Here is a 16,946-nt window from a genome sequence, read left to right as displayed (position 1 = left end):
TTGAAAACTTCTCCAAGTTGGGGTGAAGTCCCTTTTTTATGTCCGAAAATCCTTACGGCTCAAGGCCTCAGATTACTGCAAAACGCTCATATATGTCGATCATAGCCTTTACCACAGTTGTTTTGCCGGTGCCTGGATTCCCTGTAACAATTAGAATCTGCTGACGAAACATTTCTCTAATGGCTTCACGTTGCTTATCAGCCAAAACTATACCATGCTTCATCTGATACTGTTTGATTGAATTTTCTATAGAAGGCATAGCTCCGCCACTCCGGGTTGCCATGCAAGCCAGCTTATGAGCAAGTTTATTCTCATAGATATACAGGTGCTTCGGATAAATCTTATCTTCTTCCCATATTACTTGTTCGTGAGCTGCCATTAACTGAAGCTCTGTTTCAATATCCTGTTCTGAAACGCCTCGTAAAAGCTCTTTAGTCCGATCAATTAGTTCGTGTTCAAAGACAAAGCAATGACCACCCTTATAGCACGTCTCGTTAAGAACATGCTGTAACGCTGCATTTAAGCGATACGGTGAGTCCATACTAATGCCTATTGTCATAGCTATCTCATCAGCCTTAAGAAACCCGATTAGATGAATCTCCGTGAGTCGATATGGGTTGCGCCGCACAATATCAACGCACTCGTTCCCCCATTGCTTATACATTTTCGTTACAGTATCCGCAGAAATTCCGTAGGGCAACAGCGTCATCATAATCTGCTGAATTTCAAAATTGCTTTTAATGCTATCTGCAATTTTCACTGCACTTTTCGTGCCAATCCCCTTAATACCCATTAGACAAGCGGCACCCTCATGCATAATTCGTTCCAGTGCTCGATCACCGAGCTTTTGAACGATCAATTCAGCAGTTTTCACTCCGCACCCTTTGACGAATTTAGAACTGAGGAAGGAAATAATCTGGTCCTTGGTTTTAGGCAAAGGCCGCTCCCAGTGATCTACAGCAAACTGTAGTCCATATTTGGGGTGAGTCTCCCACTTACCATGAACAGTAATCCGCTCCCCTTTGTTTACTCCGTAAAGATTGCCTTTAATGGCAAAGGGTTCACCGCCGTTTTCCGGCTGCCAACGCGCTACACCAAAGGTATCCTCCTCACTCAAACTACCGTTACGTGGATGGATGAAGTACACCACATGGCCTGTGCTCGTTTCTAGTAATGGTGCTTCCATCAGCTAACACCTGACTCACGAAGATATTTAAACAATAAAGTTATCAATGATCGCGGTGATTGCAGCCATTTGCTTTGAAGATCAACAGAGTATATAATTTTGTCCAAAAAGGTTCTTGGAAAACTCACAATTTCTTTGTTATTTCTTACAAATGCTCGTACCCTTTCAGCCATTCGGTTCTTATGTTGCTGAATGCTTTTCAGTTCCCTTGCCACTACTCCAACCGGCTCTTCAGCCCCCTTTTCAAGCTGTTGTATCGCACTCATTGTGAGTTTGTGGATGGCTGAAATTGCAACATCCAAAGCTTTTAGTGCTTGTACGCGCTCTTCCTTAGTCTTGGCCATATTGACCTCATGCAGAGCATTCTTCATATTTTTCTCAACTTCATCGACTTGAACCTTTTCTTCCGTAGATCCAGGTGCCTCTTGCTCTTGAATAGGCACTGCAACTTCAACTTGTTGTTCCTCTGGCTCAAGCCCTAACATCTTTTGAAACTCTTCGGCTCCGATAACTTGTCCAGAGCCAGTAAATTGTTTTATTACTCCGGGGATACTCTTGATGAGATGCCACACATCGGCAGGTAAATGCGCCGAGCAATTATTTTCATCGACTGAGTAATTCATTTCAATAAAAATATAACCGGGCATAATAGCACGTTTAATCTCTTTTCCAAGCTTTCCCTGACCGAGCAATCGTCGAGTAGTTGTTGTAAATGTATGTACTGCCTTGATCCAATTTTGAGCGGATTCATTTCGAGCAAACGCCCACTCCATCAGCTTTTTAACATTGTTCTCTTTACCAGTCATAACCTGTATTGCAAATGCAGCTCCCATCAGAGTACCTCCTTCATCGTTTTACTCACTACATAGCTTTTTCTTGCTTTGCTTTTCGGCTAGCTTGAATCTCAGCAGCGTATTTGATATTTAAAGCTGCCAGCATTTTGTGCAGCTTATTCCAAGCTTTTTCAGATAAACCAGGGTTATATGGTTTTGAGATTTGCATTCTAATAATCGCCTCCAACAAAGTTTCTATAAAGAATACTTTTTTGAAATTATGTTTTCATTTAGTTTACTTTTGAGGTAAAAAAATATCATCAGGATACATATTAAAAAATGCTGCTATTTTTACTGCAAGATCATAGTAAAGTTTCCTTTTACCGTTCTCGATTTGCCAGTAGTAAACCTTACTTATCCCTACAGCATCAGCGACTTCCTGACAAGTTTTATTATTATTTTTTCTTATTTGCTTTAAAGTCAAGAGCACTATGCAGCACCTCCTTGAATAAACCATTAGTGAACTATACCCAGTATATGTTAGCGTTTAGTGAATTGTCAATGAATAATTTCTATTTAGTTAACTACATTGAAGTTAGCCGCTCGTTAACTTATTATTAAGTTAATTGAACTTGTTCTGGAGTGATTAAATTGTCTTTTCCCTATCGTTTAAAGCAACTTAGAAAAGAGCATAAGTGGACACAAGAAGAGCTAGGTGCAAAACTGAACCTAACTAAAGTTTCCATTTCAGGTTATGAAAATGGAAATAGAACTCCTGACATGGACACCCTCATAAAAATATCAAACGTCTTTAATGTGTCTATCGATTATCTCGTAGGAAAATCAGATGTACGTTCTGTTGATTCACCCATTATTTCCGGACAAGTCTTGAAGAATTCAATCACTAATTCTCCAAAGCCACCACTTCTTGAACAAATTTTTTTCGATGGTTTTTTAGAGGCTTCAAACGAAGAAAAGGAAGAAATTATTCGCTACTGGCATGAAGAAATCAAAAAGAAAAAGAAAGTACCTCCTACAGAAAAAGACACTGACGAATCCGCTTGGGATTTGAAAGATAAATAATTCTATAGCCCTTTAGGGCTTTTCTTTTACAGTTTAAACAGAACATACGTTCCGTTTAAACGTGTTTTCAAAGCTTAGAACACCATAATCACCAAGAAAAAGGACGATGTTTCATGAACTTAAACTTAGAGCAGCAAGTGAATAAACTCTTGAATTATCTCAATATCCACTACCCACACGAAATCGACATCGAAGCCATCGCTTATGCTTGTAAAGCCGAAGTCTTTCCAACTTCAATCCGCAGTCATTGTATCGCCCATCCCACAAAAATAGGATGGAGCGGTTTATATATCAACGATCAGTTATCTCTGCCTGAATGGCGACAGACCGTAGCCCATGAGTTGTGTCATCATGTTCTACATGTAGCCTCCCACTTAGAAATATCGAACTTACATATCCAGCGCCACGAAATACAAGCAGCACATTTCGCAGAGTATCTGCTTGTACCCCTTCACATGATCAATCATGACGATATTGCACACATCAATTACCTTGATGAAGGTATTCGCTGGATTGCTGAAGAATTTGTCGTTCCACTCGACTTAGCCAAAAATAGATGGGAAGCCTGGAATGCACAAAACATTAATGCTTAAGGAAGCGATGTATAAATGCGTGTTGCTATCTATATTCGTGTATCAACAGACATGCAAGCAGAAGAAGGTTTTAGCATTGAGGGGCAACGTAGTCGTTTAATCAGCTTTGCAGAATCACAGGATTGGGTCATACACGACTTTTACGTTGATGATGGCTATTCAGCAAAAGACTTAAAACGCCCAGATATGCAGCGTATGTTGGAAGATATGGAGAAGAAACTGTTTGATGTTGTTCTCGTTTACAAACTCGACCGCCTTACTCGTTCCGTAGGCGACCTACACTCCCTACTTAAAACATTTGATCTTTATGGCGTGAAGTTTAAGAGCGCTACAGAGATTTTTGAGACGACGACAGCAATGGGGAGGTTCTTTATCACCCTTGTCGGTGCAATGGCTGAGTGGGAGCGTGGGACGATCTCAGAGCGTGTACGCTTCGGAGTCGAGCAAATGGTTGCGGAGGGGCGACGTCCAGGTGGCGTAGTGCCCTATGGATACACGCAGGACGAGCAACTCATTCCTGAAGAGGCTGCACTGATTCGTGAAGTCAGAGATTTGTATATGAGTGGTAAAGGTTATAAATCTGTGGCTATGATTATGAATCGCTCGGGTAAGCTTCGAAGAGGGCGAGAGTGGACTGATGCTACCGTTGCCTACACATTAGAGAACCCATATTACGCAGGTATCATTAGGATTGGTTCAAAGACCCCTGCTGGTACATACGTTAACAGCAAACGAGATGAGAGGGTAAAGTGCGTATATGGTAAAGGATCACATGAACCTATTTTTACTCAAGAGGAGTATGAAGAACTCAAGAAATACATGAAACGGAAATCTCAAGGCGGATTCAGCAAAGTTGGTGAATACTGGTTTAGTGGCGTTTTACGTTGTGGTCGTTGTGGAGCAGCTATGTTTGGACGATTGACAACAAAAAGAACAACAACCAAAGGGATTGTCCGTACTCAATACTATATTTGCTCTAACCGTCATCACAGTAAGACGTGTGATCTCCCTATCTTTCGCCAGACACACATCGAACATTTGGTGTTCCAGTACATTAATCAAATTCAAGAAGATATGGAAAAACTTAATGAAGAGGCTATGAAAATATTTGCTGATGAAGGAAAAAAGAAAAGTGCAATCGACAGCGCCAAACGCGAGCTTTCAAAGGTAGCTGAACGTAGGGAAAAGTGGCAGTACATGTTTGTTGAAGGCTTGATTGGGAAGCAGGAAATCCGTAAGAGAATGGCTGAAGAGGATAAGCGTGAGAAGGAGATTCGCCAACGGATTGCACAAGAACAAAAGGCTTTTTCTGGCATACCTCGAATTGAGGAACTGGTTGGACTAGCAGAAGGCTGGGCGTATTTCGATGATCAAGAGAAAAAAGAAATTATTCATACTGTCTTTGATAAGATTGTAGTAAACACCGACTTACGAAAAATTAAAGGTGTGAAAAACAAGTTTTTTGATGCTTACATCCAAGAGATCTCGTTCAACTAACGACTCCATGTCTAATTCACTACCACAATACCCACGATGGACTTCCATCATGGCCGGTGTTCATCGCCTGCAGCATATCGAGCGCCTCGCTCCCCCGAACCTCGCCGACCACGATCCGATTGGGACGCATCCGAAGGGAGGAGCGGATCAGATCCCGGATGGCGATTTCCCCTCTCCCCTCCGTGTTGGCGTTACGGGTCTCCAGAGCGACCAGATTGGGGACCGTGACAATCTGAAGCTCAGCCGAATCCTCAATCGTGATCACCCGTTCGTCCGGCGGGATGAATTGTGACAGTGCATTGAGGAACGTCGTTTTGCCTGAGCCCGTCCCGCCGCTGATAAAGATGTTGTATTTCCCCACCACCAGCTGCTGCAGAAACTCAGCCGCCTCCGGACTCAGCGCTCTCCGGACGATCAAGTCCTGCATCGTCATCGGCGATTCGGGGAACTTCCGGATCGTCATCGTCGGCCCCTTCAGCGCAACCGGCGGCAGGACGATGTTGACCCGCGAGCCGTCCTTCAGCCTGGCGTCCACGATCGGCGAAGACTCGTTGACGACGCGGTTCACGCCGGCAACGATCGACTGGATAATGTCTTCAAGCCTCGACCTCGATTCGAACTTCAGCGGCAGCCGGGACACCACGCCGTCCTGCTCGATAAAAATATCCTCGTGGCTGTTGATCATAATTTCGGTAATCGCAGGATTGTCCACTAAAGGCTGCAAAATGTCGAGCCCGCGGAACGAATCGAAGATCCGCCGGATCAGGCTGCGCTTCTCCTGCGCGGTCAGCTCGCGAAGCTCAGGTCTCCTGAACACCGTCCGCTCGATATACTGCATCAGCTCCCGGTTGCCCAGCGCAGAAGTCACGTCCAGTCCGGACCGGATTTCTTGACGAAGCTCGCGGAACAGCCCTTCATCCATATCCCCTCACCCCTGAACCACTGACGAATGAGTCCCCCAAGAGGGACTTGCACAGCTTGAGGATATCCCGCTGGTAGATCGGCGAGCTGAGCAGCAGCTCTTCGTTGCTGTTCTGCTTCCAGGAAGGGATATACGGCAGAACGCCGTCCACCTCCGGAATGCACGCGGGCAGCGGATTGGCCAGCTGCCCGGTGAACCGGTTGACCACGTACCGGCTCTTTCCCGCAAGCTCGGCGAACAGCTCCGGCTGGCTCCGCTCCATAAACGCAAACCACTGGCCGTTTTTGTACAGATTGGTGATATCGTCCAGCATCAGCCAGACCAGGTGGCGGCATCCTTCCAGGACGGCGGCCAGGCGTTCGTTCGTCCCGGAATCTGTGTCGGCGATCACCACGTCGTACCGGCCGCTTGCCGCGATGCTCTGCAGCAGCTTCCGTGTATCGGCTTTCCCCAATTGAACCAGCTCTTTCAAATTGGTGACGGGTTTGAACCAATCCGCACGAATTCCCGGATGATGGACGGTGTACGGGTCCGGAGATACCATCGTCTGCACATGCTTCTCCTCCTGGGCCGCTTTCAGCTCATACAGCATCCCGGGCAGCCCCTCGGCACTCTCCGCACCGCCCCCCTGTCTGGGAAAAATTCCGCTGCTGTTCACGGTTTCGAGGTTCAAATAAAATACCGACAGGCCGGCCGCCCCCAGCTGTTTGGCCATATTAACGGCAGCGGTCGTCTTCCCGCTCCCGCCCACGACGGAGACGAAGCCGATCGTCACGGCCTCTCCGTCCGCCACCGGCAGTGTACGGCGCTGACCTTCCCTCCGGCATAAGCCGAGGATGGAAGCCATCAGCTCCGGAAGGGGCTGATATTTGGGGAGCACCGGTCCTTGTATAGAGGCAGCCTCCCCATGTCCGAGCAAAATCCAGTTCGGTATATCGCCGTTCTTCCCGGCAAGCCAGGGCTCCAGGAAAGCGGCCTCCCCAACGACGGCGTCGGGCAGCTCCTCGCCGTCCATATACTTCATAAAAGCGTCCAATTTAGTGAATCCGGATATGTGCAGCTTGTCCCCAAACTCGCTGCTGTGAACATAGTGCAGGATACCCTCCAGATACTGCGCCTCCTTGACCGCGAGCGTAATTCGGTATGGTACCATCACGAATGATCCCTCCTCGTTTCAGACAGCAAAAAAGCACCGTCCAACAACCCGCCTGGCGGGTGTTAAACGGTGCTTCCGTTATTGGTAAGTATTTACTTAATTTAGAATTTATCACATCCGGTCCGGAAACACAATACACTTTGACATGAAAAAATCGATCCGGTAACGGTTCATTTTTCACAGAAAACGGTTCCTAATCTCTGGCGTGGGCAGCAGGCAGGCTTCCTCCTTGCCAAACCAGCGGTACCGGTTGCGCGCGACCCAGCGATAGATCACGTTCCGGAGCGGCGCAGGCACAGCGATGAAAGCATACAGAAGCGGCCAAGGCTGCTTTAAACGCCGCACAATCCGCAAAGCCGCAGCAGATTCCGTATAATAGCGTCCGTTTTCAATCAGAACGACGGTATTTAGGGTTCCGACTGGCAAGCCGCCCTCCCGGAGCAGCTTCTCTCCAATCTCGGACTGGAGTGAGGCAAAATGGAATATTCCTGCCGGATCCCGTTGGAGAATGAACTTGGTCAGCCCCTGGCATAAATGACAGACGCCGTCAATCAGAACAATGGCATTTGGCTTACCTGTGCTTCCTTGCTGCATGGTCATCGGCGAGCCCTCCCTTACCTCCAGTATCTTCCTTATTGCCTCGTAAATCAAGCCACCTTATTACTCCCCGAAAATAGAAAAAAGCACGGGATTCATAATCCCGCACCTGTATCTCCTGGATGATATTAATGGGCAAGCGCCTTATCAATCCATTGGTTCTCAACGATTTGCTGTTCCAGCTCGCCTGTAAAGCTCTCCATGCACTTGCAAATAAAGTCTTTGCGGCATACAGGACAAGGAGTTTTCTGCAATCGGCTGATGTTAGTCATTTTCCATTCCGGAAAACGGTTATAGAACGCACGGCACTCTGTTCCGTCAGCCAGGTTGATAATGAATTCGTACAATCCGCTTTTTTCATTGCTGCTGGCTTCTCTGACGTTCGTAATGATCGGTCTGTAAGACATATGCATCACCCGTTTATTTAGTTTTCTTGCCTCGGACAAATAGTACGTAACAAGTACTTAGACATATTAAATGAATTTTATATATCATGTCAACAAAGAAGGGTATGTAATTCATGTATTTGGCCCCAATATGTCTCTACAGTACCGATCTCTTTTGCTTCCCTTCAATATAAAGGATGCCTAACTCCCAAAGAAAATATCCAGAATCGTGCCAAGCTGATCTTTCTTTTTCCCTTCCAAAATATCGGGATTAAGCACCTCGACATTCCCGCAATGCTTGCAGGAAACAAATAAATAATGGATATGCTGGATATCAAACATCTTGCTGAGGCCGGCTCCCGTCATGGAAACCTCACGGATGTCGCAGATCCGCCCCTTGCACTTAACGCATACAAAACGATCCTCAATGATGTCCTTAATGCTCAAGCTGATCTCCCCTTTCCTTTGGTGCCTAACTATTTTACGCCAGGGCGGTGGAAATCGTTCCAGGGATATGGTTATGCCGAAAAAGGATACGACAAAAAGCCGGAAGCAGCCGCCACCGCGTGGTGAGCCCCCGGCTTTTGTTACGATGATAAAATTCAGCGGAGCTAAAACCATTCCATCATCGCACGGAAAACTTCCGCGAAAAGCGGCCAGTTTTCTATGAAGGTACGTCGATAGACGTTCGGATACATCCTGACGTTATTTAAATAACGTTCAGCTCGACATCGATATTCCCCCGCGTGGCTTTGGAATACGGGCAGAATTCATGCGCCTTTTTCGCAAGCTCTTCCGCTTGTTCGCGTTCGATTCCGGGCAGCTTGATATCGAGACGGGCCGCAAGGCGGAAACCGCCGTCGCTCTCGTCTTTGCCGATCATGACGTTGGAAGTGACTTCCACATCATTCAGCTTCACGCCGGCCTGGCGGGCCACATTGGCCAGTGCGCTTTCGTAGCAGGCACCGTACCCGGCTGCAAACAGCTGCTCGGGGTTGGTTCCATTCCCGCCGGCTCCGCCTAATTCTTTGGGCATACTGAGTTCATGCTTCAGGACACCATCGGAGGATGCGACCGAACCCTCCCGGCCGCCATGGACCGTTGCCGTTGCCGTATATAGAGCTTTCATCTTCATCGACTCCTTTTCCTGAAATTTGACCCTACCCTCATTAATTAAAGCGATCCTTCCAAATTGAAACGGGATCCTTCGGGTAATGGCTATTCAGAAGAGGTGTGCATCCCATTCTTGTGTGTCCCAAAAATAATTGTACAACCACACAAAAGTTTCCCTAGACAAACAAATTTGTATGAGTACAATGAATAGTAGAACATTTATTACATTACAATAATTTTAATAAGGTGTGATGCATATGAAAGACACCGAAATTATACATCCTTCCAAGTCCAATACGTGGGAGAAACCGAAGGAACGAACTTCGCTGTCTGACGTAAACCAATCTATGAAAGTCCCGGTGAACGCCTCGACTTTTCGCAAATTTCTGGCCTTTGTCGGCCCCGGATATCTGGTTGCTGTAGGCTATATGGATCCCGGAAACTGGGCGACGGACATCGCCGGGGGATCCCGGTTCGGCTATTCCCTGCTGGCCGTGATCCTGCTGTCGAACCTGATGGCCGTCCTGCTCCAGTCGCTGTGCAGCAAGCTCGGCATCGTTACAGGCCACGACCTGGCGCAGGCGTGCCGCAGCCATTACAGCAAGCCGGTCAGCATCGGTCTGTGGGTGCTGTGTGAACTGGCCATCGCAGCCTGCGATCTGGCCGAGGTCATCGGTTCGGCGATCGCCCTGAAGCTGCTGTTCGGGATCCCGATCCTGTACGGCGTGCTGATCACCGCCCTCGACGTCCTGCTCGTGCTGCTGCTGCAGCACAAGGGCTTTCGGGCGATCGAGACGCTCGTCATCGTGCTGATCGTGACGATCGGACTGTGCTTCGGGATCGATCTGTGGCTCTCCAAGCCGGATGCCGCCAGCATCTTCACCGGGTTCATCCCGACGGCCGATCTGGTGACCGATCATCAGAAGCTCTATATCGCCATCGGCATCCTGGGCGCGACCGTTATGCCGCATAACCTGTACCTTCACTCATCGATCGTGCAGACCCGGCAGTACGAAAACACCGACAAGGGCAAACGGGAAGCCATCAAATTTTCCGTGTGGGATTCGACGATCGCGCTGACGCTTGCCCTGTTCATCAACGCGGCGATCCTGATCGTCTCGGCGGCGACATTCCACAAGGCGGGGATGACTACGGTCGCCGACATCAGCGATGCGTACCATCTGCTGACGCCGCTGCTCGGAACGACGCTCGGAAGCATTTTGTTCGCCGTCGCCCTGCTGGCATCGGGCCAGAACTCGACGCTGACCGGCACGCTCGCCGGACAGATCGTCATGGAGGGCTTCCTGAACCTGCGGCTGCCGTCCTGGCTGCGCCGGCTGATCACCCGGATGATCGCCATCATCCCGGCGGTCATCGTGACGGCCATCTACGGCGAGAGCGGCACCGAGGATCTGCTTATTCTGAGCCAGGTCATCCTGTCCCTCCAGCTGCCGTTTGCGGTGGTTCCGCTGGTCAAGTTTACTAGCGACAAGAAGCTTATGGGCAAATTCGTCAATCCGGTTTGGGTCAAAATATTGGCCTGGGTCGTGGCGGCATTTATCATTGTCCTGAACGTGTACCTTCTGGTTCAGACCATTTTCGGTTAATAATAACGGACAAAATAAAAGCCCCGTATCTCATGGATTCCATGGATACGGGGCTTTTTTAAAATATCAGGACTTGCCGAGCTCGCTCAGGGCCAGGTTCAGCTTCAGCACATTGACCCGCTTCTCGCCGAATACGCCGAGGTCCCGGCCCTCTGTGTTCTGCTCAACGAGACGGTCCAGCTCATCGGCCGAAACGCCGCGCAGCTTGCTGATCCGCGGTACCTGGGCTTTCGCTGATTTGGGTGTAATATGGGGATCCAGCCCGGAGCCCGAGTTGGTGATCAGGTCCACCGGAAGCTCGCTGACCGGCACATCAGGGTTGTTCTTTTGCCAATCCGCGATCGAGGCTTGAACCCGCTTCAGCAGCTCGGGATTGGACGGGGCATAGTTGTTCGATCCCGAACCCTCTGCCTTGTAATCAATGCTGGAAACCCGCCCCTGGAAGAAGGAAGGGTCCGTAAAGGATTGGCCAATCAGCTCGGAACCCACGACCTTTCCCGTGCTGTCCTTTAGCATGCTGCCGCTCGCCTGGCTTGGGAAAATCAGCTGGGCCAGTCCGGTGCTCACCAGCGGATACGCAATCCCGCATAGGACGATCAGCACCAGACTCGTGCGCAGTGCGACACCCCACAAGGAACCGTTCCACTTTTCTTCGCCGACCGCCGTCGTCACCGTCGTTTTCATATCGTATCATCCCTTTTTCATAATCTATCGCTTATCCATTTCTTTAGTTCGTTCTATTTAAATCCACAAATGAACCACCAGATCAATCAGCTTGATGCCGATAAAAGGCGCAATCACGCCGCCAAGACCAAAGATCAGCAGGTTGCGGCTGAGCAGGCGCGACGAGCTTATCGGCTTGTAGGCCACCCCTTTCATCGCCAGCGGGATGAGCAGCGGGATAATGACCGCATTGAAAATCAGGGCGCTTAAGATCGCCGAAAGCGGCGAGCCGAGCTTCATGACGTTGAGCACGTTCATTTCCGGGATGGCGGCCATGAACATGGCGGGAATGATGGCAAAATATTTGGCCACGTCATTCGCGATGCTGAACGTGGTAAGCGCGCCGCGGGTCATCAGCAGCTGCTTGCCGATGGCCACGACCTCGATGATCTTCGTCGGATCGGAATCGAGGTCGACCATGTTGGCCGCTTCCTTCGCGGCCGCCGTGCCGCTGTTCATCGCGAGCCCGACGTCGGCCTGAGCCAGCGCCGGCGCGTCGTTCGTGCCGTCGCCGGTCATGGCGACCAGCTTCCCTTCGGCCTGCTCGCGGCGGATGACCGCGATTTTGTCCTCCGGCTTGCTCTCGGCGATAAAGTCATCGACGCCCGCCTCCCGGGCGATCGTAGCCGCAGTCAGCGGGTTGTCGCCGGTACACATGATCGTCTTGATCCCCATCTGCCGGAGCTGGTCAAAGCGTTCCTTCATGCCGGGTTTGACCGTATCCTTTAGGTGAATCAACCCGTAAATACGGCTGTCCACAGCGACAGCCAGCGGCGTACCGCCTTCCGACGCGATTTTATCGGATTCCATATCCAGATCCGCCGGAATACTTCCGCCTTGGGCCTGCACCCATCGCTTCACCGCGTCCACCGCCCCTTTACGGACATGCCGCCCATCCACCAGGTCGATGCCGCTCATCCGCGTCTCCGCCTTGAATTCGATAAACTCTCCAGCGGCGGCCGCCTCCGGATGAACCTCTATCGACTGCTTCTTCACCAGTTCCAGCACGGAGCGGCCTTCCGGCGTCTCGTCTTTAACCGAGCTGACGGCCGCCCAATAGGCGGTTTCCGCATAATCCGCGTCCCCCACCGGAATGAACTGGCTCGCCATCCGGTTACCGAAGGTAATCGTACCCGTTTTATCCAAAATGATCGTGTTGATGTCGCCGGATGCCTCGACGGCTTTCCCCGACATGGCCAGCACGTTGAACTGCGTAACCCGGTCCATGCCCGCGATGCCGATGGCGGACAGCAGCCCGCCGATCGTCGTCGGAATGAGGCACACGAGCAGGGAGATCAGCACCGGGATATCCAGCGAAATGCCGAAATGCTTGGCAATTGGCGCTAACGTGACGACCACAATCAGAAATATCAACGTTAGTGTTGTAAGCAGCGTGTTAAGAGCAATTTCGTTAGGTGTTTTCTGGCGCGCCGCCCCTTCGACCAGGGATATCATCCGGTCCAGGAACGATTCGCCCGGATCGCTTTTGATCATCACCTTGATCTGGTCGCTGACGACGCGGGTTCCCCCGGTGACCGAGCTGAAATCGCCGCCGGCTTCTTTGATCACCGGTGCCGATTCGCCGGTAATCGCCGATTCGTCCACCGATGCAAGGCCTTCGATGACTTCCCCGTCACCCGGGATCATCTCTCCCTGGGAGACGATGACGACATCGCCTTTGCGCAGCTCGGCCGAACTGACGACCTTGATCTCGCCGCCCACGATTTTGTTCGCCGTCGTGTCTTTTTTGCTCTTCTTGAGCGTATCGGCCTGGGCCTTGCCCCGGCCTTCCGCCAGCGCCTCCGCGAAATTCGCGAACAGGACGGTGAAGAGCAATATCAGAAACACGGTCAGATTAAACCCTATCCGTCCCTCGGTGTGAAAATAAGAGGGAAAAAGAACCATCAGCAGCACCACGAAGGTGCCGACCTCCACAACGAACATAACCGGATTTTTCATCATTACGGCCGGGTTCAGTTTCATAAAGCTGTCTTTCAGCGCCTGTTTGGCAATACCGCCAGACAGCATACTTTTGCGTTGTCCGCTCATGACTTGCTCCACCTCTTTAGTTAAGTGTTAAAAATTCGGCGACCGGCCCCAAAACGAGGACCGGAAGGAACGTCAGCGCTCCGATCAGCAGCACGGTTCCGGTCAAAATGCCGGCGAACAGCTTGTTGTCGGTCCGGAAGGTGCCCTGAGTCTCGGCGACCTTCTGCTTCACCGCCAGCGAACCTGCAACGGCGAGCAGCGCAATAATCGAAATATATCGGCCGAGGAGCATCACCAGACCGGTGCTGACGTTCCAGAATACGGTATTGTCTGCCAATCCCTCGAACCCGGAGCCGTTATTCGCCGCCGAGGAGGTGAACTCATAGAGCGACTGGCTCAAGCTGTGATACGAAGGATTGGAGAAGGCGTCGGTTCCCAGGTGCGTCATAAACGAAATCGCCGTCGGCGCAAGAATAATGAAGGGATGCATCAGAATCGCCACCGCGATCAGCTTCATCTCCCGGGCTTCGATCTTCCGGCCCAGAAATTCCGGCGTCCGGCCAACCATCAGGCCGCAGATAAATACGCCGAGGATTGCATACATGATCATATTGACGAAACCGACCCCCTTGCCGCCGAACACGACGTTCAGCATCATTTCGGCCAAGGGCGCAAGCCCTCCCAGCGGCGTCAGCGTATCATGCATGTTGTTGACCGACCCCGTCGTGGCGGCGGTGGTGACGGTTGTGAACAACGCGGACTGCGCGATGCCAAAGCGCACCTCCTTGCCTTCCATGCTGCCGGCCGTGCTGTTGATTCCCAATTGGTTGATCAGCGGGTTGCCGGCTTTTTCCGAGAAATACGTCAGGCACAGGAACGCTACGAACAGCGTCATCATGACGCTGAAAATCATCCAGCCCTGCTTCTTGTTCCGGGCGAACCGTCCGAACGTGTAAGGCAGTGACGCCGAAATCGTCCACATGCTGAGAATTTCGATTACGTTGGTCAGCGGGCTTGGGTTCTCGAACGGATGGGCCGAGTTGACACCGAAGAAACCTCCCCCGTTCGTTCCGAGGTGCTTGATCGATTCCAGTGAGGCCACAGGACCCAGCGGAATCTGCTGCACGCCGCCTCCCAGCGTTTGCACGGCCCGCATCGGCTCCAGCGTCTGCGGCACTTTGAGCCCGACCAGCACCAGGGTTACGATGAGGGCAAGCGGCACGAACAGACGGACATGCGCCTTGATAAAATCCTCGAAGAAGTTCCCGAGCCCTTCACCCCTGCGGGTGATGCCGCGCATAAAAGCAATCGCGATAGCCAGGCCCGAGGCTGCCGAGGTAAACATCATCATCGTGATGACGATCATTTGGCCAAAATAAGACATGCCGCTCTCTCCGCTGTAATGCTGGAGGTTCGTGTTCGTCATAAAGCTGATGACCGTGTTGAAGGACAGGCTCGCCTCCATATTGCCGATGCCGTTCGGGTTGCCCGGAAGGGCGCCCATCGTTCGCAGCAATATATAGCTGATCGCTACCAGAAAGATATTGGTTGCGATCATGCTGAGCGCGTACTTTTTCCAATTCATGCTGCCCCGCTGCTTCAGCCCGATGATCCGGTATAGAACTCTTTCCACGCCGCCGAAAATCCGGTCCGTCCGGTTCGGTTCATTGGAGAACATATGATATACGTAAGTGCCTACCGGCTTCACGAGCAGCAGGAGCACGAAAATGACGATACAAATTTGCAAAATATCCAAGGCTGGCTTCCCCCTCTTACGAGCATGTTCTGCTTTGGCCCCTTGAGGCTTACAGATTTAAAATTCCCCGTCAAAATTTTTCCGGATGGATCAAGGCGTAAACCAAATAGATAAAGACAAGCACGGCGAATGCCCCAACGACAATCATTGGTCTTTGCCCCCTTCTTCCACCACTCGGCCGCACCAATGAAGAAATAACAAGAACACGCCAAAAGTTGCAGCGAGCGCAAGTATCATATATACATCCATCATCGTTTCCGGTCTCTCCTTTGCATGGTTAGAATCATCTTTATTTCAGTAAAAATCCGACTTCGCCGTTTAAGGTATAAATGATGTGATCGGCACCAAGCCCCCGGTAAATGCCGGGTGAGTTGCCCCTCTGCGTAATGACATATACCGGTTCCGACGTCCAGGGACGGCAGATTTGCAAATAGCGGCAGGTCAGGTTGAGGCTGCTTTCAAACAGAAAGATTTTGCCGACCTCTATTTCGGGCACCACCCAATCCTCCGCGTGATTCGTATTCAACCGGATGATCCGCTGCACCCCCATTTTTCTCAAGAGGCGTTCCTCCCGGGCACTGTTGGTCAGAACGGCAAAGGGCCTCTTCCAATACATCAGCAGCTTGATAAAATTGCGTCCCGCCTCGTTCGGCGCGGTCACGATGACGACGTTGTCCATTTCAAAGGCTCCTCCTATGCGGCAGCCGCGAATACGCAAAAGAAGCCGCAGGGAAAGAAGGACCTTTCCCGCGGCTTCTTGAATTTAGACGAACTATGAAGGATCGTCCTTTATTCAAAATGCGCACGACAAGTGCTGCCTCTCCCGTTACGCTGACGAGGTTAGCTGTCGGATTCGGGCGTGAGAGTCGCCCTACCTTCCGGTACTTACCGTACCGGAAAGATTCACCCCGGCGGCTTCCATTCCAGGCGGCCGCTGTGGTTCCCCCGCTCCCGGCCGTTTCCGGCCGAAATTAAGCGTTATTGATAAGTGTATGTGATTGTGATGAATGCTCTCTTTTGTTCCAGTAAGCTAAAAAAGGGTAAAAAAAACACAGAGGCCAGCTGATCCCCCTGTGATCCGAAAGTTTATTCGGGTCGCAAGTTTCATCATTCCTCTCTCAAACGACGCTTACGAGGTTAGCTGACGGATTCGAGCGGTGAGAGTCGCTCTACCCGGCCGGATCCATGGCATCCGTAGCCGGGATTCACCCCTGCGGCTGGCAGCAGACCCCCGACTCTCACACCGGTTCGCTGCTCCATGGCACGCGTTTGGTTCCCCCGATTTCCGCGCTTTTTTGCGGAAACTCAGCGATTAGTAATGGAAACTGTATTGAATACGCTCTGAATCATACACCCGCTCCTTCCAAGCTGTAAAGGCAGTCTAAAAATCATGAACCGCGAATTTTGGAACATTCAGGCTCTTATTAGCGCTTACATTTTGGCTTTTTGACTTCTACCTCTTTCATGCTCCCGATTTGGCGCATTTATGGAAACCAGGACAATCGGGGACACTGGCTCGCAGGAATACCCGCATTGACTTTCCAGTTCAATCGTTTAAAATTAAA

19 protein-coding genes, 1 pseudogene and 2 riboswitches are annotated in these 16,946 nt (G+C 50.7%); of the genes and pseudogenes, 5 read left to right on the top strand and 15 right to left on the bottom strand.

The features are described from left to right. Positions 1 to 67 precede the first annotated feature (67 nt). The 4 genes from BCV73_RS33875 to BCV73_RS33865 all read right to left on the bottom strand — a co-directional run bounded on the left by BCV73_RS33875 (position 68) and on the right by BCV73_RS33865 (position 2,449). A complete protein-coding gene (locus BCV73_RS33875) occupies positions 68 to 1,186 on the bottom strand; it encodes a helix-hairpin-helix domain-containing protein (protein WP_089549996.1) in 1,119 nt (372 codons plus the stop codon). Further along, positions 1,186 to 2,019: a transcription termination/antitermination NusG family protein gene (locus tag BCV73_RS33870; RefSeq protein WP_009226490.1), complete on the bottom strand. Its 834-nt coding sequence runs from the start codon at positions 2,017 to 2,019 to the stop codon at positions 1,186 to 1,188. Before BCV73_RS33870 ends, BCV73_RS33875 begins: the two co-directional genes overlap by 1 nt. 28 nt (positions 2,020 to 2,047) lie before the next feature. After that, positions 2,048 to 2,188 carry a hypothetical protein gene (locus BCV73_RS35300; RefSeq protein WP_156124767.1) on the bottom strand — a complete coding sequence of 47 codons (141 nt, stop codon included), beginning with the start codon at positions 2,186 to 2,188 and terminating at the stop codon, positions 2,048 to 2,050. Between the two features lie 66 nt (positions 2,189 to 2,254). Next, positions 2,255 to 2,449: a helix-turn-helix transcriptional regulator gene (locus BCV73_RS33865; RefSeq protein WP_009226489.1), complete on the bottom strand. Its 195-nt coding sequence runs from the start codon at positions 2,447 to 2,449 to the stop codon at positions 2,255 to 2,257. A gap of 161 nt (positions 2,450 to 2,610) precedes the next feature. Between BCV73_RS33865 and BCV73_RS33860 the strand changes: the two genes are divergently transcribed. From BCV73_RS33860 to BCV73_RS33850, 3 genes are all read left to right on the top strand, one after another. Continuing rightward, positions 2,611 to 3,042 (top strand): helix-turn-helix domain-containing protein, encoded by a 432-nt coding sequence (locus BCV73_RS33860; protein WP_009226488.1) that lies wholly within the window; start codon positions 2,611 to 2,613, stop codon positions 3,040 to 3,042. A gap of 113 nt (positions 3,043 to 3,155) precedes the next feature. Then, positions 3,156 to 3,635: an ImmA/IrrE family metallo-endopeptidase gene (locus BCV73_RS33855; RefSeq protein ID WP_009226487.1), complete on the top strand. Its 480-nt coding sequence runs from the start codon at positions 3,156 to 3,158 to the stop codon at positions 3,633 to 3,635. A gap of 15 nt (positions 3,636 to 3,650) precedes the next feature. After that, on the top strand, positions 3,651 to 5,132 hold the full coding sequence (locus BCV73_RS33850; protein WP_009226486.1) for a recombinase family protein: 1,482 nt from the start codon (positions 3,651 to 3,653) through the stop codon (positions 5,130 to 5,132). Here BCV73_RS33850 and BCV73_RS33845 read toward each other — a convergent pair. The 5 genes and pseudogenes from BCV73_RS33845 to BCV73_RS33825 all read right to left on the bottom strand — a co-directional run. After that, positions 5,112 to 6,054 (bottom strand): annotated as a pseudogene (locus BCV73_RS33845) (TadA family conjugal transfer-associated ATPase); the annotation flags it as partial. The gene BCV73_RS33850 and the pseudogene BCV73_RS33845 sit on opposite strands and share 21 nt — an antisense overlap. Then, positions 6,047 to 7,210 carry a P-loop NTPase family protein gene (locus tag BCV73_RS33840; RefSeq protein ID WP_143811922.1) on the bottom strand — a complete coding sequence of 388 codons (1,164 nt, stop codon included), beginning with the start codon at positions 7,208 to 7,210 and terminating at the stop codon, positions 6,047 to 6,049. The gene BCV73_RS33840 and the pseudogene BCV73_RS33845, both read right to left, overlap by 8 nt. Positions 7,211 to 7,387: 177 nt before the next feature. Then, positions 7,388 to 7,810 carry a thiol-disulfide oxidoreductase DCC family protein gene (locus BCV73_RS33835; protein ID WP_089549993.1) on the bottom strand — a complete coding sequence of 141 codons (423 nt, stop codon included), beginning with the start codon at positions 7,808 to 7,810 and terminating at the stop codon, positions 7,388 to 7,390. A 125-nt stretch (positions 7,811 to 7,935) separates the two neighbouring features. Beyond that, on the bottom strand, positions 7,936 to 8,214 hold the full coding sequence (locus BCV73_RS33830; RefSeq protein WP_089549992.1) for a hypothetical protein: 279 nt from the start codon (positions 8,212 to 8,214) through the stop codon (positions 7,936 to 7,938). Between the two features lie 180 nt (positions 8,215 to 8,394). Beyond that, a complete protein-coding gene (locus BCV73_RS33825; protein ID WP_374954757.1) occupies positions 8,395 to 8,559 on the bottom strand; it encodes a zinc ribbon domain-containing protein in 165 nt (54 codons plus the stop codon). Between BCV73_RS33825 and BCV73_RS36240 the strand changes: the two genes are divergently transcribed. After that, on the top strand, positions 8,512 to 8,766 hold the full coding sequence (locus BCV73_RS36240; RefSeq protein WP_433620816.1) for a hypothetical protein: 255 nt from the start codon (positions 8,512 to 8,514) through the stop codon (positions 8,764 to 8,766). The two genes, BCV73_RS33825 and BCV73_RS36240, sit on opposite strands and share 48 nt — an antisense overlap. A 136-nt stretch (positions 8,767 to 8,902) precedes the next feature. On the opposite strand, the gene BCV73_RS33820 is transcribed toward BCV73_RS36240, so the two are convergent. Continuing rightward, on the bottom strand, positions 8,903 to 9,322 hold the full coding sequence (locus BCV73_RS33820; RefSeq protein WP_089549991.1) for an organic hydroperoxide resistance protein: 420 nt from the start codon (positions 9,320 to 9,322) through the stop codon (positions 8,903 to 8,905). 241 nt (positions 9,323 to 9,563) lie between these two features. Between BCV73_RS33820 and BCV73_RS33815 the strand changes: the two genes are divergently transcribed. After that, the gene (locus tag BCV73_RS33815) at positions 9,564 to 10,913 is read left to right on the top strand and encodes an Nramp family divalent metal transporter (protein WP_089549990.1); all 1,350 of its coding nucleotides are present in this window, start codon (positions 9,564 to 9,566) and stop codon (positions 10,911 to 10,913) included. 66 nt (positions 10,914 to 10,979) lie between these two features. Here BCV73_RS33815 and kdpC read toward each other — a convergent pair whose 3' ends face one another. The 5 genes from kdpC to BCV73_RS33790 form a co-directional block, all read right to left on the bottom strand. Next, the gene (gene kdpC / locus BCV73_RS33810) at positions 10,980 to 11,597 is read right to left on the bottom strand and encodes a potassium-transporting ATPase subunit KdpC (RefSeq protein ID WP_089549989.1); all 618 of its coding nucleotides are present in this window, start codon (positions 11,595 to 11,597) and stop codon (positions 10,980 to 10,982) included. Between the two features lie 57 nt (positions 11,598 to 11,654). Further along, the gene (gene kdpB, locus BCV73_RS33805) at positions 11,655 to 13,685 is read right to left on the bottom strand and encodes a potassium-transporting ATPase subunit KdpB (RefSeq protein WP_089549988.1); all 2,031 of its coding nucleotides are present in this window, start codon (positions 13,683 to 13,685) and stop codon (positions 11,655 to 11,657) included. Between the two features lie 16 nt (positions 13,686 to 13,701). Beyond that, positions 13,702 to 15,381, bottom strand: coding sequence for a potassium-transporting ATPase subunit KdpA (gene kdpA, locus BCV73_RS33800; protein WP_089549987.1), 1,680 nt, complete (start codon positions 15,379 to 15,381; stop codon positions 13,702 to 13,704). A gap of 70 nt (positions 15,382 to 15,451) precedes the next feature. Next, the gene (gene kdpF / locus BCV73_RS36235; RefSeq protein ID WP_354502751.1) at positions 15,452 to 15,529 is read right to left on the bottom strand and encodes a K(+)-transporting ATPase subunit F; all 78 of its coding nucleotides are present in this window, start codon (positions 15,527 to 15,529) and stop codon (positions 15,452 to 15,454) included. A 141-nt stretch (positions 15,530 to 15,670) separates the two neighbouring features. Then, entirely contained in the window at positions 15,671 to 16,060 is a 390-nt protein-coding gene (locus tag BCV73_RS33790; RefSeq protein WP_089549986.1) for a hypothetical protein, read from the bottom strand. Between the two features lie 136 nt (positions 16,061 to 16,196). Next, a riboswitch (cyclic di-AMP (ydaO/yuaA leader) is annotated at positions 16,197 to 16,369 on the bottom strand. A gap of 122 nt (positions 16,370 to 16,491) precedes the next feature. Continuing rightward, a riboswitch (cyclic di-AMP (ydaO/yuaA leader) is annotated at positions 16,492 to 16,702 on the bottom strand. Positions 16,703 to 16,946 lie beyond the last annotated feature (244 nt).

This window comes from Paenibacillus sp. SSG-1, assembly GCF_002224835.1.
GTDB lineage: Bacteria > Bacillota > Bacilli > Paenibacillales > Paenibacillaceae > Paenibacillus_AQ > Paenibacillus_AQ favisporus.
Note: the sequence above shows the minus strand (reverse complement) of the source record. Positions and strands in the feature narration are given on the sequence as shown.